General features: G+C 41.3%; 12 protein-coding genes and 2 pseudogenes. 2 read left to right on the top strand and 12 right to left on the bottom strand.

Annotated features, from left to right (window positions below; all coding sequences use genetic code 11):
• Window positions 1-152: 152 nt before the first annotated feature.
• From KAI37_RS14890 to leuC, 7 genes are all read right to left on the bottom strand, one after another.
• Complete coding sequence (locus KAI37_RS14890; RefSeq protein WP_013310628.1) at window positions 153-425, bottom strand: hypothetical protein; 273 nt, start codon at window positions 423-425, stop codon at window positions 153-155.
• Between the two features lie 56 nt (window positions 426-481).
• The gene (gene nth / locus KAI37_RS14895; RefSeq protein ID WP_023989081.1) at window positions 482-1156 is read right to left on the bottom strand and encodes an endonuclease III; all 675 of its coding nucleotides are present in this window, start codon (window positions 1154-1156) and stop codon (window positions 482-484) included.
• Window positions 1157-1369: 213 nt separating this feature from the next.
• Window positions 1370-2020, bottom strand: a complete 651-nt coding sequence (locus KAI37_RS14900) for a GerMN domain-containing protein (protein WP_023989082.1) — start codon at window positions 2018-2020, stop codon at window positions 1370-1372.
• A gap of 45 nt (window positions 2021-2065) precedes the next feature.
• Entirely contained in the window at window positions 2066-3565 is a 1500-nt protein-coding gene (locus KAI37_RS14905) for an N-acetylmuramoyl-L-alanine amidase family protein (protein WP_220029751.1), read from the bottom strand.
• A 293-nt stretch (window positions 3566-3858) separates the two neighbouring features.
• A complete protein-coding gene (locus KAI37_RS14910; protein WP_220029752.1) occupies window positions 3859-5433 on the bottom strand; it encodes an N-acetylmuramoyl-L-alanine amidase family protein in 1575 nt (524 codons plus the stop codon).
• 232 nt (window positions 5434-5665) lie between these two features.
• Window positions 5666-6268 (bottom strand): 3-isopropylmalate dehydratase small subunit, encoded by a 603-nt coding sequence (gene leuD, locus KAI37_RS14915; protein WP_220029753.1) that lies wholly within the window; start codon window positions 6266-6268, stop codon window positions 5666-5668.
• A 20-nt stretch (window positions 6269-6288) separates the two neighbouring features.
• Window positions 6289-7713 carry a 3-isopropylmalate dehydratase large subunit gene (gene leuC / locus KAI37_RS14920; protein WP_071641285.1) on the bottom strand — a complete coding sequence of 475 codons (1425 nt, stop codon included), beginning with the start codon at window positions 7711-7713 and terminating at the stop codon, window positions 6289-6291.
• A gap of 716 nt (window positions 7714-8429) precedes the next feature.
• Here leuC and KAI37_RS14925 point away from each other — a divergent pair.
• Window positions 8430-9905, top strand: coding sequence for an FAD-binding protein (locus KAI37_RS14925; protein ID WP_220029754.1), 1476 nt, complete (start codon window positions 8430-8432; stop codon window positions 9903-9905).
• Between the two features lie 234 nt (window positions 9906-10139).
• Here KAI37_RS14925 and KAI37_RS14930 read toward each other — a convergent pair whose 3' ends face one another.
• The 4 genes and pseudogenes from KAI37_RS14930 to KAI37_RS26470 all read right to left on the bottom strand — a co-directional run.
• Window positions 10140-10247 (bottom strand): sporulation protein YjcZ, encoded by a 108-nt coding sequence (locus KAI37_RS14930; RefSeq protein WP_196233322.1) that lies wholly within the window; start codon window positions 10245-10247, stop codon window positions 10140-10142.
• Window positions 10248-10379: 132 nt separating this feature from the next.
• A complete protein-coding gene (locus KAI37_RS26705; RefSeq protein WP_481856621.1) occupies window positions 10380-11225 on the bottom strand; it encodes a Kelch repeat-containing protein in 846 nt (281 codons plus the stop codon).
• Window positions 11226-11252: 27 nt separating this feature from the next.
• Entirely contained in the window at window positions 11253-11642 is a 390-nt protein-coding gene (locus tag KAI37_RS26800; protein WP_258382986.1) for a Kelch repeat-containing protein, read from the bottom strand.
• Between the two features lie 140 nt (window positions 11643-11782).
• A pseudogene (locus KAI37_RS26470) lies at window positions 11783-11893 on the bottom strand (NucA/NucB deoxyribonuclease domain-containing protein); the annotation flags it as partial.
• Window positions 11894-12151: 258 nt separating this feature from the next.
• Between KAI37_RS26470 and KAI37_RS14940 the strand changes: the two are divergent.
• On the top strand, window positions 12152-13102 hold the full coding sequence (locus KAI37_RS14940; RefSeq protein ID WP_220029755.1) for an SPRY domain-containing protein: 951 nt from the start codon (window positions 12152-12154) through the stop codon (window positions 13100-13102).
• Between the two features lie 933 nt (window positions 13103-14035).
• Here KAI37_RS14940 and KAI37_RS14945 read toward each other — a convergent pair.
• Window positions 14036-15455, bottom strand: a pseudogene (locus KAI37_RS14945) (transcriptional regulator).
• Window positions 15456-15498 lie beyond the last annotated feature (43 nt).

The raw sequence follows: 15498 nt of genomic DNA on the forward strand, positions 1-15498 counted from the left end.
AGGGTCAAAATGTATGCACACTTCATTGGAACGAGGCTCTATCCATATCAGGATGGTCTGCAAGGTTCGTGTATATATGCGCCTTCGGGCTGGTTAAACCAGCCGAGCCGCCTACACCGGAACATGCAACGCATGTCGTCCGCGAATTGAACTTAATTGGCTGCAGTCTCAAGCACTGGCAGCAAAATTTCAAATACTTGACCATGCTGTAAAATCGTAATCCCACGGGATTTGTCCTTCATTACGACCACTTCTGGCTTTTGTGACATACGCTCCAGATAATGTTCAGGTACATCACCGGAATGACTAACTGTGATTCCCTCAAGCTCGCGCTCTTCGTTTTCAGCAAATTCTGTTGTTACAATTTGCTCAAAAATATCAGAGAACGCTTCAAAATTGTCTGTATATACCGAAATGCACTTCATACTCTTCATCCTTTTCTACACATAAATGGTTAAACCCTCTGTTACTCTGTGGGTCTTTAAGCTCTACGTTCCTTATCTTTTCTGATAAGAGACGTTTTCATACGTTTCTTGCCTTCCCTGCACACATCAAGTAACGGACATACCTGACATTGAGGATTTTGAGCTTTACAATGGTAGCGTCCGAAAAAAATAAGCCTGTGGTGGGTCAAAGACCATTCATCCCTAGGTACCCTCTTCATCAGCTTTTTTTCCACCTCAAGCACTGAATCATCCCACCCTGCAAAACCGAGCCGTTTGGAAATACGCTCTACATGCGTATCTACCGCAATAGCTGGTACATTGAAAGCAGTAGATACTACCACGTTAGCCGTCTTACGGCCAACACCGGGTAGCTTAACCAGTTGATCGTGCTCCGAAGGTATCTCTCCCCCGTACTGGTCTATTAAAATACGACAGAGGTTATGAATATGCTTGGCCTTGTTTCGGTACAAGCCAATTCTGCGAATATCCTGCTCCAGTTCCTCAAGAGGAACAGCCAAATAATCCTCAGGTGACTTATATTTTTGAAACAGGTCTGCCGTTACTTTATTGACCATCTGATCGGAGCATTGAGCAGACAATAACACGGCGATCGTTAATTCAAAAGCATTGTCATGGTTCAACTCACAATGGGCATCCGGAAACATCGTACCGATGGTGTCCAATATATGACGTGCGGTTGCTGCATTCACGGAAATCCTACCTCCTACCAAAAAAAACGTCTTGATACGGGATAGCCCGCATCAAGACGGTCACTCTAAATAATCATCCGGAAAGAAACGAATACTATTTGTGCATGACCGCCTGCATAGGCGAGAAATACACTCCTATATTATCATTATCTGTCACAGATTGCACGTGAAAAGTGTGTAAATCCCCAAGAAATTTTCATACCGTCTGATCGGTTAGCGGCTCATGGGATGATCCAAATCTACATGTCCCATTAAGGACTCTAAAGATTGACCATCTACGAGCAAATCCAGCGTTTTAACTTCCTTGAATTGGAACATTGTTTTCTTCAAGGCATCGATAGCCAATTCCTCGCCGCCAGCTCCCAATCGAGCCTCGTCCGGCAGGGAAATATCAAAAGTCAATGCACCGTTATCCAATTTGATCTTATGCACGGAAATTTTCTCGGACCACAACGGGATAAGAGCAGAATCCCCACTCTTTTGCAGAGCTTCAAACGCTTTTTGCAATTTTTCCAGCTCGCTTGGATAGGTAATTTCCTTTTTCTGTTCTTTCAAGCCGTTCTCTTGTGTATCCGTATAGTACACCGTAATCTGCTGTGTTTGTCGATCTCCTGAATTTTCCGTGTCCGTCTTGGTTTTTGTAGGCTCTGTTGACGGAGATGCAGGTGTTTGACTCGCCCCATTATTTTCAGCAGATTGAGCCGATGGTTCAGGGGTCGTCTGTTCAGGTGTACTATTTTGTGCATTCGAAGTTTGTGTTTCCTGAGATGGAGTCGCAGGAGCCGTTGTTTGCTTAGAGGCACACCCTGCACCTGCAATGGCAAACAGTGCCAGCAGACCTGCAATTACGATTTTCTTGTTCATATGTCCCCCTCCTTGCTTGACGTTGACAAGCGATTTGTTGAAGATTTATTTTAAGTCGAGATACTCTGTGATTCCATCTGCAATCCCTTGAGCTACCCGGTTTTGAAAATCTTCATCAAACAGTGTGGCTTCCTCTTTTGCATTACTCAGATATCCTACTTCAAGCAATACGGCTGGCATAGTCGTTTCCCGAATTACATGGAAATTGCCATAACGAATGCCTCGGTCTGTCAGACCCGTCGCAGGAGCAAAGTACTTATGCATAACGTTAGCGAACGCTTTGCTTGCACTACGTTGGTAATACGTCTCTGTACCGTTGGAAGCTGAGCTACCGCTGCTGTTAGCATGAATGGACACGAACACGTTAGCATTAAGGTTTTCAGCTACTTTTACACGCTGTTTAAGCTCCAAGAATGTATCATCACTGCGTGTCAGCACAACCTCAAGCTTGGGGTTCTGTTTTAATATGCTTTCTACTTTCAGAGCCATAGCTAAGTTGAAGGTCTTTTCATAATTTTTTCTTGAAACACCAACTGCTCCAGAATCTTTTGCTCCATGACCAGCATCAATAACAACGACCTTTTTACCATTGCTGTTAGTTGGTGATGTCTGCGTGTCATCCGGCTGTGAGCCATCTGGTAATGTTGCGTCTGGCGTGGTATTCACTGAATCTTTGGAAGCCAGATCGACGATAACACGATTCGAACCATCATTATATGCGGTATAATTCATGGCATGTTTCAAATCAATAACAACGCGCACCGTTGAAGGTTCCTTTTGAAATAAAGCATAACGGATACCGGACACATCCGCTTCATTCTCAATGTCCAGCGAACCATTTAAGTTGCTATCCAGCTTTTGCTGCTCTCCGAAATTGTCAGCAAACGCAGTCGCTGGCAAATCCACCACTACCCGATCAGGGCCTGCCATCGTAAACGCTTTCGGCTTGACGGCACTGGCTGTTGTGATGGTTAAACGGTTTTGGCTGAAACTAACTCCCTGCACCTGTGTAACACCTGAGTTCGCGTTATTCGTTGGTGCAGTAACACTACCAGTACCTGTACTGTTATTTCCGGACTTGGGAGGTGTGAATTCCCCGTTTCCAGACCCGCTACTGCGGGTATATAATTTTACGGACTTGGAGCTGCTGTCCCATTTTACGTCCAGTCCCATTTGCTCGCCGATAAAACGAAGCGGTACAAGGGCATAATTGGAACGCAGCAGAGGCGAAGCATCCAGACTAATGTCGCTTCCATTGACAGTCGCCGTCTTACTTCCGATTATCATTCGGATCGAGGTACTGTCTTTCTCAATCGTTATGGTTCGCGCCTGCTGCTTCCATGTCACGTCATATCCCAAATTTTCAGAAATTACGCGTAGCGGGACCATTGTACTTCCGCCAATTACTTGTGCCTTAGCACCACTAGGGACACTTAACTGTTGATCGTCGAGATAGATTTGTGTTCCACTCGAAGCCGCATGTCCATAACCCGGAACCGCCCACATGAAGACAAATAATAACAACAAAAAACCAAATTTCTTCATTCGTCACCCTTCCATTCATAATTTTTTTGCCACATGCTCCGGTGCGGCGACCTGATATACGCGCTTATGTAATATCAGACAACCTTATAGACGTTATCTCACACCAAAAGTTGCGAATATATTCCATCATAACAGAAATATACGTGCCAAAGAACTATTTTTGTCGAATTTTGACTAAAAATATAGATCATTCGCTTTCCGTCAAAAGTCACAGCCAAAAAAACTAAAAAAGCTACTTTCACCCCCATGAATTTTCATTAAAAGGTGGAAAGTAGCTTTTATTGTAAACATCCTTAGTTAAGTGATTCAGTTGCTCCTGTGCCTGTTCCAAGATACTCCTTCAACCCATCGACAATACCTTCGGCGATCTTCTCCTGTGTTTCTTCTGTGAACATGGCTGCTTCATTTGATAGATTACTAAGGTAGCCACATTCCAGCAATACAGCGGGCATTTGTGATTTTCTCGTCACCACATGGTTTGCCACCCTGATGCCATTATCCTTAAATCCGGTAGCCGCTACAAGATATTTGTGCATCGCCTTTGCCAGTGCCAAACTGTCCTGGCGTGCATAATAGGTTTCAGAGCCATTGGTTTTCCCTTTATCTGAAGCTAGCATACTATTACCGTGAATGGATACAAACACGCTTGCCTGTTGACTATTAGCCAGTTGTGGTCGTTCATCCAACGTGGGATACGTATCTCCGTTGCGAGTCAATACGACTTGAATGTCAGGATCATTTTGTAGAAGCTGCTCAACCTTTAACGCTACCGCCAATGTAAATTCCTTCTCATGTCGCCCAGTCACACTACCTGCCCCAGGGTCCTTACCACCATGTCCGGGATCAATGACGACGATTCGCCGTCCTTCGACATTCGTTGGTGTTACCACTACCGGATTCACACTACGCTCACGCAATTGAAGGGTGATATCGCCAAGGCCATTGGTTGAAAGGTCGTAATCACGTGCTTGATTTAAAGCAATGACAATGCGTACGCCCCCATTTTGTCCATCTGTGGGAGCAAATCTAATTTCCTGCACATCCTCACTGTCACTATTCGTCAACGCCCGCGTGCCATCGGTGCGAATCGGGAACGGCTGAAGAAAATCAGTCGCCAGTGAAGCCCCGGGTAAATCTACAACAATACGATCATTCCCCGTCATTTTGGATACTTTAGGGGTAACATCTTTGTTCAGAGAAATCTTTAACGTTTCACCCTCAAATTTAATATTTTGTACAAGCAACGCATTTGCTGTGGTCTGTTCTGTATTTTGCTGCTTGGCTGGTGAGGATGCGGCTTCAGTATGCTTGTCTGCTTCAACTGGATTTATTGTCGTCGCTGTTGCTGAAGACGTTTTATTGGTGCTTGTTGTACTCTGTGTTGACGTTTGCGACGATGGTTGGGATTGAGACTGTTTACTCGCTTGTTGAGTTACAGCCTTTTGACTGAGATTTACGGATTTACTTTTATTATTCCAATCTACTTTTAGCCCCATTTGCTCCCCAACAAAACGCAATGGGACCATGGTCGAGCTGCCCCGAAGCACAGGAGGTGCATCCAGACTAACTGTTTTTCCATTCACATCAGCGGATGTACGGCCTACATACATGGACATATCGGTACTATTTTTTTGAATTGAGATTTTATAGGATTGTGGTTCCCACTTGAATTGATATCCAAGCTGCTCCCCAACCACCCTTAGCGGTACCATGATTTTTCCATTGACCATTTCAGGCTTGGCATCTGCAGGCGCTTCCACCCTTTTGCCATCTAAAAATAAATCTGCTCCAGCCGCATTCGCATGAGGGGAGGACGGCCACAACCAAATCAAGATAGCCGCTAGTATCACCCAACCATATTTCTTCATTCTCATTCCCCTAACTTATATATGTATTTTTTGGTATTTCCCACAGACACAGTCCTTCAACCATTTTACATTTACAATACCATGCTGAGTCGAACCGTCAACCCCTTATTTTCCAATTTATTTTTTGAGCATGATAAAAGCCCGCAGGCAAAAGTAATGCCAGTACGGGCTTTCTGTCTAACAAATGAGCTAGCTATATGACTACGTATTGAAACTGAACTGGGAATTAACCCTATGCGCCTTGTTTCGCAGCACGTTTTTGTTCAAAAGCCAGAATTTCAGATTCATGCTGGAGTGTCAGGCCAATATCGTCCAAGCCTTGCAGCAGGAACTGGCGGCGATGTTCATCCAAATCGAATTCAATTTTCAGACCATAATCGTCAGTGATCGTTTTATCATTCAGGTCGATGTTTAATTGGTAGTTATCATGCTGCGCCGTGCGCTGAAACAATTCCTCTACTTGCTCTTCAGACAGCTTGATCGGCAATATACCGTTTTTAAAACAGTTATTATAGAAGATATCCGCATAAGACGGAGCAATTACGCAACGAAACCCATAGTCCATAATCGCCCACGGCGCATGCTCACGTGAGGAGCCACAGCCAAAGTTAGCGCGAGAGATCAGCACAGACGCCCCTGCATAACGAGGCTTGTTCGGTTCAAATTCAGGATTGATATTGCCCGCTTCATCAAACCGCCACTCGTAGAACAGAAACTGTCCAAAGCCCGTACGTTCAATTCGTTTCAAAAACTGCTTAGGAATAATAGCATCTGTATCCACATTCACCCGATCCACAGGTGCTACAATTCCTTTTAATGTTGTGAAAGCTTCCATCGTAATTCCTCCTCTGTATCCTAGCGGACTACTTCTTCCTGCTTGAATTTCCAATCCCGTACATCAACAAAATGTCCATGAATCGCCGCAGCGGCTGCCATTGCTGGAGATACCAGATGAGTCCGTCCTCCGCGTCCCTGACGACCTTCAAAGTTACGATTAGAAGTCGAAGCACAACGCTGTCCCGGTTGCAGTACGTCTGGATTCATCGCAAGACACATACTGCATCCCGCTTCACGCCACTCAAATCCTGCTTCTTTAAAAATGACGTCCAGCCCTTCTTCTTCAGCCTGAATTTTCACACGCCCCGAACCTGGTACGACGATGGCCGTTACTTTGTCAGAAACCTTGTAACCTTTGGCAACCTCAGCGGCTGCGCGCAAATCTTCAATCCGCCCATTGGTGCAGGAGCCGATAAACACATAATCAATTGCAATATCCGTGATCGGAGTACCTGGCTTCAAATCCATATATTCAAGCGCTTTTTCAGCTGCTTTACGTTCATTTTCGGTTGGCAGTTCTGCCGGAATCGGTACGGTTGAGGAAATATCTGTACCCATCCCCGGGCTGGTGCCCCAGGTTACTTGCGGAATTAAAGCATCTACGTCAAACTCCAGCACGACATCAAACTCAGCGCCTTCATCTGTGACAAGCTCTTTCCACTCAGCAACCGCTTGCTCGAAAGCAGCTCCTTGTGCTACATGTTGACGTCCACGCAAGTAATTGAAGGTGGTTTCGTCCGGTGCAATCATTCCTGCTCTGGCTCCGCCTTCAATGGACATGTTACACACAGTCATGCGCTCTTCCATGCTCAATTCGCGGATAGATTCACCTGTGTACTCAATAACATAACCTGTAGCGAAATCTGTACCGTATTTGGCGATGACACCCAAAATCATGTCCTTTGCTGTCACACCAGGTTTGCGGCGGCCTACAAAGCGAACTTCCATCGTTTTGGCTTTGGCTTGCTGGAGACATTGTGTTGCCATTACGTGCTCTACCTCACTGGTTCCGATACCAAAAGCGAGCGCTCCGAATGCCCCGTGTGTGGAGGTATGGCTATCACCACAAACAATCGTTTTGCCCGGATGAGTCAGACCAAGTTCAGGCCCCATAACGTGAACGACACCTTGATCCACCGTATCCAGATCATACAGTTTGACACCGAAATCACGGCAATTTTGAGTTAATGTATCGATCTGCTGCTTGGAAATCGGGTCCGTAATATTGTAACGGTCCTTAGTCGGCACGTTATGATCCATCGTTGCAAACGTAAGCTCTGGACGACGCACTTGGCGTCCGCTAAGACGTAATCCCTCAAACGCCTGCGGCGATGTTACCTCATGTACGAGGTGAAGATCAATGTACAAAATACTCGGCTTTCCAGCTTCCTGATAGATGACATGGTTATCCCAAATTTTCTCGAACATGGTCTTTTTACTCATCATTATTCACCCCTGTGTTTTTCGAACCTAGTGGAGAGAAGCTAACGGCTCTCTCTTGAATGTCAACAATATACCACGGGATGTTTGATTGGTCTAAGATATGATATCTATAGAAGTGATAGGTTAAGGCTATAAGGATGGATAAGGTGGATATAGGCGGTTCTTTGCACTGATTTCTCTATCAGCTCTTAATTAGTAAAAACACTCGACTAAAATTCGAAGATTAAAAATAGGGTTATACAAACGGATGAATACAATGAACTCTGTCGCCTTTTCTAAGATACTGCCAGTTATTACATAAGGATTTGTTTGAATATTCATGCTGCGAAAGCTGAGTCAATTATATATCCTCAGATAATGTTGACAATATAAGGAATAAACTTGTACAATTAGGAAAATATTTTTTGGATTCCATTCTTCGTTGGTAACAAGGATATTGGAAATCGTAATAAGAATCATCTTAGCGATTGCTATAATGGTTCTTTTTTTCCTCTACTTTTGCAAAACTGTTCGTATTTGATTTTGTTAGCTCTTAATAACTATATAAAGTATGAAACGAAATATAGTTATATAATTTGATATAAATTACAGGGAATTAACAACGGAGCAAGAATTTTATGAACATTATCATGATGCGTTTTGTTGCAACAAAATAGAAAACCGACTACGAGATTCAGCCTAAGATAACATTCACATCCTAAAAGGGAGTTGGAACGATGAAACAAAATGGAATATCCGTTGAACACTACACTCCAATTTTGATTGTCGGTACGGGGATCTCAGGGCTTACTGCTGCTTATTATTTGTCAAAAAACAATATTAAGTACACGATTGTAACAAAAAAGAATGCACCCAAACAAAGCAACTCCTTTCTTTCAGCCGCAAATACTCGGGTTCCATCAGAGAATGAAATTAATAATATTATTAATCTTACTATTGATAAATGTGGAGCAGATCGATCAGTAATTGAAGCGCTATATAGGAATTCCAACATAATTATAAATTTCTTCGAAGAATTAGGGATTCCTTATGAGAAAACATCCTTTGGTATCATGCCTGAATGTTTGATTAAATCACATGGGGGAAAGAAATTAATCAATTGTTTGTTACAACATATTGAACAACCGATGTGTAATAAAATTTTGATTCATTTGGAAAAGTACGATCAAGGAATTATCGCAATATTTTACGACACACAATCAGATCAATTTATCAGAATATTTACTAATTATTTGGTATTAGCTACGGGAGGATATGCAGGACAATTCTGTTTCAATGATAATTCGCCGGGTTCAACTGGTGAAACGCTTATCTTAGCTAAAAAAATAGGTGCAAGATTAAAGGGAATGTCTACAGTAATGTGTCATCCTTGGTCTATATATAACGGAAGGCAAATTTTATTGGGCGGGGTTGTATCTTTGAGTCAAGGGAAAATAATAGATGAGGATGGAGTTCAATTATTAAAAGATAAGTATATTTGTGATGCAATTGCTCGAGATGATTACCACGAAATGATTGATGAGATTTTAAAATTCCAACTTGAATGTATCAAACAAAAAAAAGACATGTACTTGGATATGAGCCATGCTGATGAAAATGTTTTAAATGAAAAATTCAAAAAATATGGATTTAGTCCTAAGGTAGTTAAAAATAAAAGAATTAAAATTACACCAACGATGCACTATTCTTCAGGAGGAATCGAAATCAATGCTAATGCTGAGGCTATAAACTTGAATCGTGTTTTTGCTACTGGAGAAGCTCAATTTAATGGTGATCTTGGTATAGGAAGAATCCCTGGGCAAGCATTCGCATCGGGGATCGTTTTTGGTAAATTAATTGCGGACAAAATAGCTAAAGAAGGTGTTTTCAATACTCACTATCAAACTTCATTTAAAGATCCACCTGATACGATGCAGCTTTATTCGAAAGAAAATAATGACTTTCCGATTGAAGAGTTTCAGAAAAAGTTGTCAACTCTAATGATGGATTTGATCGCTTCCAATCCACCCGTGGTTTCTCTATCATTCCTTAGAAAAAAAATACAAGAAAGTCAAAACATCATATTAAGTAGAGCAAGAGGATCCGGAAAACGATACGAGGATATTTTAACATTGTCTTTTGGATATTTTGTTGCAATGGAAATTATAGAAGATCTTGAAGCAAAGTCAGGCTTGTTGAGTAACCAAAAATAGGATAAAAAGAGTCGCCTTTTCAGCTAATGGAAAGCACCACGCAACCATTCCAAAAAGAGGCGACCCTCATGGATTAGCCTAGGGCCGAACGGCGAACCTTATAGATTCCTCAGGAACTAATGTGGCTATGCTTAAAAAATTAAATTCAGCACGCTTTAGTCATTATGACCAAAAGGATAAAAAGCACAGGGCTAAACAGCAATTCGAAAAAATGCCGGTGGAGCTTAAGAATCTTTATAAATGAATTAATTTCAAGATGATTACCAGCAAAATGAACAATGCCAATACAGCAGCTATCGATGTCCAAACTCTTCCGGTGATTCCCTCGTAGTCTCTTTTCATTTCCCCCACACGTAACGCCTCCTTTATTTTAGGGTACTATACTCCATAGGCTATGCGAGGTCTTGGTTAAAGGAAGGGCTTCTTAACAAAAAAAGCTCCGCCGACCCATTAAGGTCAGTTGAGCTTTTTGATTTATTTAGTGTATTCACTTACTTCGAACGTAAGGATACGATCAAACAGCATGTAGTCCTTGCGGCTGCTGAATGGTCCTTTATTGTTATCGTGCTTGTTAATGGCGTATGAAGCCGATCCAGAACCAGCCTGCTTGCCCTCATACCATGAGATAAAGTCGTTAACCTCTTTCATGCTCAGGTCAGATTCCTTCTCTAAGCCGGTTGTCATGGTAACTACCATGATTGCACGATCTCCCACCGGGTTATCGGGTTGAGAGGTGCCTGGATCTCCCGGTTGACTCGGAGAGGTTCCATTATCGCCAGGCGTATATTTCTCAAAGACTGAAAAGTATACGGATTTATTAGATCCACCTGCAACATATATTGAATTATTCAAACTAACTGCCGACAAGAATCCCCTTGCAGTCGGCATGCTGGTTACTTTAGACCAGGTGTCTGTCTTAGGATTGTATTTTTCAACTTCAACTGTTCCTGGTCCGCTTACTGTATCAGTGGCTGTATTACCTCCAATAGCATATATTTCATTATTTAGTACAACCGATGCCAACCCCATACGTGGAGTGGACATCGATGACTTTGTTGTCCAGGTATTATTCTGAGGATCATACTCTTCAATAGAAGAAAGCATCCCTTTTGATTCGTTAATACCACCTATGACATACACCTTTCCATTTACTAATACAGAAGTTGTATATCTACGAGGAGTGGATAAATGAGCCTTCTCTGTCCATATGTTGGTACTTGGGTCATACTCGTAAACTTTGTCTGATGAATCGTTATAATTGGTGAATCCACCAATTACAAGAAGCTTTCCATTTACAAATTGAGCAGCGTAACCAGCTATATCATTAGGAAATGATTTTCCTTGTGTTCACTCATTTTTCACCGGGTCATAGATATCTAATTTGTTATTTATAGGCTCGCCACCTACAATATATATTTTACCATCATATACAGCAGCGTTAACCGTTCCTCTCACTGCTGGAAGTTTTCCCTTTTGTGTCCACGTTTTAGCTTCGGGATCATAAACATCAATCGTGTCATAGAATTTGTTCTGGTCATGTCCCCCTATTGAGTATATCTTTCCATCAATAGCTAAAAGGTTTACCCTGTCGATTTTTTTGGTTAAATCGGTCTCGCTTGTCCAAACATTTTGTTCAGCAAATATTTGTGTTTCTGTTGAGAAAAAAACTATGCAAATAATAAAAAATATAAAGCTTCTTTTCAAAACAATTTCTTCCCTATGTGCTTTTGTAGGCATAAGATTACTTAATTCCATCTAAAGAGTCTAAACATAAACTTGATGACCTATAAATATAATCTATATATTTTCATATTTATCTTTTATTGGGTATAAAAAAAGGGTTCATACCAGCTTCTATACTGGTCGAGTCCTTGTCTTTATTTCAATATGAATCTTACCTGTGTTCCATCAACATACTTATCTAATTGATGACTTACCCATGATCCTGCTCCCCGGTTATTACTAGGGCTTATGTATCGAATATTAGCTGCTGCTTGTTGACTGATTTCCATAGTATTTCAAATCTTCTCAATACTATATTGTGAGACGTGTTGAAGTATCGCGCATGTTGTCGCAAAACAAAAAAAGACCTAGCATTTATGGAGTACAAGAGAGAGTAATTACTACACTAAAAATTTAAATCCACTATTAAACTTTATTTTGAATATATAGACATAAATGTTTAGACATTCCTGAAAACAAAATTTATAATTCATTTTGTTATTACATAATTTTAGGAGGAAGTCATGCATAATAAAATGTTCAAAAAGTTTGGGAGTATCTTGTTAGCATTATTTATTGGAGTTTCCGTGTTCTCATTATTTCCTACAGTTACAAAAGCAGAAACTGCCAATGTGACCTGGTCAGATGGGTCTCTAACAAAAACAATTCCTCAATGGAATCAAACCGATATTGCTAATGTAGGTAAAAACTCAGGAAAATGGTACTGGGAAATAAAGCTCGAAAGTGGTTTTGGTGAAGTGGGCTTATTCAGTCCAGATACCAAACAACCAATTAGGTATGAAGGATACTCAGGGTCGAACTATGGTCCTCCAAATTCTTCTACTAATGCTGGGGTTTATGATTATGGGGACGATTATAAAGTAAATGATGTTATCTCGATTGCTTTAGATTTAGAAAATGACACACTAACCTTTTATAAAAACGGTATTACACAAGGGGTCTCGAAATATACTCCTTCTTCACTAGGAAAGACTGTATATCCTTATATAAGAAACCCTAAAACACCACCTGCTACGTATACTGCTAATTTCGGAGCAAGTGAGTTTAAGTATCCAGTTCCTGAAGGATTTTTACCTTATCAAGCTACGGGTGGATCTACAACACCTGATCCGTCCACAACACCTGACCCATCTACAAAGCCCGATCCATCTACAACACCTGATCCGTCTACAAAGCCTGATCCATCGGATACAGATGGTTCCTCACAACCAACTGGAGACCGTGCTATTCTAACTGTAACGATGGACAATGGGTTTGATAAAGAATTCGATCTGAGTAAAAAAGAATTGAATGCCTTCATTGCTTGGTATGACGCAAAGGATGCTGGTAGAGGCGCTTCATTCTTTGCCATTGATAAGCACAATAACAACAAAGGTCCATTTAGTAATCGTAAAGACTATGTAATATTCAATAAAATACTCACGTTTGAAGTAAGTGAGTATTCAACTAAATAATAAATCAACAAAGGACTCCATACTGGCTACATACCAGCGGAGTCCTTTTTCACATTTACTCTAAATTCAAACTGATCAATGAATAAAAGCTCTCCCGACCAATTAAGGGGATTAATTCACTTGTTGGCTTGAACAACCCCATAATTAACCTTCCTCACCAAATGGCTAGAAGGACAAGTTGTAAAGCCAGGGTAATTTAGAGGTTTCCAGGCTATGAATCAGCTACTCCCCATGTTTCCCCATTAACTTTATAATCGCTGCCTCTCCACTGAAGTATGTAGTCTCCAGAACGCAAACCGTCGCTGAAACCTTGGTCAGTAGATTTCCAAGTCACTGTGTCGTGAGGAGCGATTACTAAACCTTCAATATATAGTTTGTTTGAACCGCTGTGAGTTAAACTTACCTTTACAGGATGTTCAGAGTGATTCTTCATACGAAGTTTAACATGACCCCATCCTTTAGGGACACTAAAGGATTCTTTTACAGTTGCGCTTCCCCCCGATCTCTGATTAATTATGGTGTTTTTGCTAATTATACTTGGTGAAGCTGAAGCAACCCCTACCGTAGTTGGCTATAGCTAAAGATAAAATCGAGAAAAGAAATATTCTTTTCTTCATAATTTCCCCTCCTATTTTTTGATTTGGTCTACCTGAAAGAGACTTCCGACTACAATCTGGTAGTTCCTTTCATATCTACTCTAAATTCAAACTGCTTACGAAAGAAATAAGATCCGAACACTTTATATGTATAGTTTATGCTGATCTCCTCAAGATAGTTATTTGGTGAATTCTGCGGTAATTCCTGCACTGAAAAAAGCTCTGCTAACCTTATGGTCGGCAGAGCTTTCTTTTGCTTTAAAATCCCCCAATTTGTACAAGGGTCTGAATAAGCTGATCATGATTGTGAGCGGGTACGGTTATAAAAAACAAAAAGCTACTCGCAACGATTAACAATGCCATTTTTTTCAACATTACTTAACCACACCTTTTCAATTAGATTGGAGAACTCTGTTTTGATTTCAGGAGTCGCATGGACTTGGAAACGCATAAACAGACCAATACAATTTATAAAGTAAGTTTCATTACTTATTATATGTGACTTTACCATTGCATACATCAAGTATTTAAAGCCATCACTGTATTTCACCCGATGTAAATAATAATGAGCCATTTCATAACCAAACCATGCGAAATAGTCTGGTATTACTTGTTGGGTATATATATCAGATGATGTTGGGAGTTGAGCAAATGAATTAATATTCGTTTCAAAACGTGAAAGGACATCATCCACATCTATTTCATATCGGTTAGCCGCTATCATAACGTTTAACAGCTTTGAGAGTTTCTCATTTTCGTTAGCTGTTGATGTTGCTGCTACATATTCAACATAGTCTGGCAGCACGCTAACATCTCCAGACAGGAGCTTATTAACGTACGTGTTACCTTCTGCCCACTGACTGAACAAGTTTACCCAGTGTTGAGTATCTTCGTCAGTCTCTTTGACCCAATCCAAATCTGCATAGGCGTATGTATACTGTAGAGCTTGTTGATAATCGCCTTGGGCTTCACAAACACTAGCACACAACAAATCGGCGTAAGCAATGTATCCAAATAACGGCCCTCTGGTTTCCTTTTCATGCTCGCTGTTCTTTCGATTCTTCTGTTGATGTTTTATGGAATATTGTACTTCCGCTTTCCCTCTCATCTGCCCTGCCATTTCCTCAACCTTATCCCACTTACGCAAAGACCTGTACACGTTCGCCAAATCCTTCAATGCGTCAAGTTGGTCCATTTCATCCAGACGTTCAATGTAAGGCTCGAACAACGTAGCTGCCTTAAGATTACGACTTTGATCGTCACCAACCTGAATCGTGAACATTCGATACTGACAGGTCGCCAATCGTTCAGAATGTTGGTACTTCTCCGTTTCAGCTACACCCTTATAGAACAGCAACGCAGCATCATGTCGTCCCTGTGCTATTAGCACTTCTGCCATATCAAATAGTTTAGGCGAATAGAGTAGGTTGTCCATAATGGTTCCCACCACTCGACGGATCGCATCCAGCTTGTCCAATTCCGCACAACGATACAAAAATGGCTCTATTCGTCTCATATTCGGGGGGGGTGTCGATGATGTAGTTTTCTATAAATAGGTCGTAAAAGTAGCCTTCTGGTAAACCCATAGCTTCGGTAATGCGATCTATCTGGTTAACAGACATAGATTTATTGCCTGACACTATGCTACTTACTATCCCCCTATTCATGCCTGCTATATGTCCAAACTCCATCATGCTCAAGCCTTCTTGTTTTAGATATTGTTCCAATTCCGCTCTAATCGTGGGTGTAATTCCCATGGATAAACCACCCTCCATACAGAAGTACCAATATTTATATATT

Origin of the sequence: Paenibacillus sp. S25 (assembly GCF_019454085.1) — a bacterium.
GTDB classification, from domain to species: domain Bacteria; phylum Bacillota; class Bacilli; order Paenibacillales; family Paenibacillaceae; genus Paenibacillus; species Paenibacillus polymyxa_B.

Bases quoted from the DNA above. Each gene is read 5' to 3' on its own strand.
- KAI37_RS14890 (WP_013310628.1), bottom strand. From the start codon at position 425: ATGAAGTGCATTTCGGTATATACAGACAATTTTGAAGCGTTCTCTGAT.
- KAI37_RS14900 (WP_023989082.1), bottom strand. From the start codon at position 2,020: ATGAACAAGAAAATCGTAATTGCAGGTCTGCTGGCACTGTTTGCCATT.
- KAI37_RS14905 (WP_220029751.1), bottom strand. From the start codon at position 3,565: ATGAAGAAATTTGGTTTTTTGTTGTTATTATTTGTCTTCATGTGGGCG.
- KAI37_RS14910 (WP_220029752.1), bottom strand. From the start codon at position 5,433: ATGAAGAAATATGGTTGGGTGATACTAGCGGCTATCTTGATTTGGTTG.
- leuD (WP_220029753.1), bottom strand. From the start codon at position 6,268: ATGGAAGCTTTCACAACATTAAAAGGAATTGTAGCACCTGTGGATCGG.
- leuC (WP_071641285.1), bottom strand. From the start codon at position 7,713: ATGAGTAAAAAGACCATGTTCGAGAAAATTTGGGATAACCATGTCATC.
- KAI37_RS14925 (WP_220029754.1), top strand. From the start codon at position 8,430: ATGAAACAAAATGGAATATCCGTTGAACACTACACTCCAATTTTGATT.
- KAI37_RS14930 (WP_196233322.1), bottom strand. From the start codon at position 10,247: ATGAAAAGAGACTACGAGGGAATCACCGGAAGAGTTTGGACATCGATA.
- KAI37_RS26800 (WP_258382986.1), bottom strand. From the start codon at position 11,642: ATGCCTACAAAAGCACATAGGGAAGAAATTGTTTTGAAAAGAAGCTTT.
- KAI37_RS14940 (WP_220029755.1), top strand. From the start codon at position 12,152: ATGCATAATAAAATGTTCAAAAAGTTTGGGAGTATCTTGTTAGCATTA.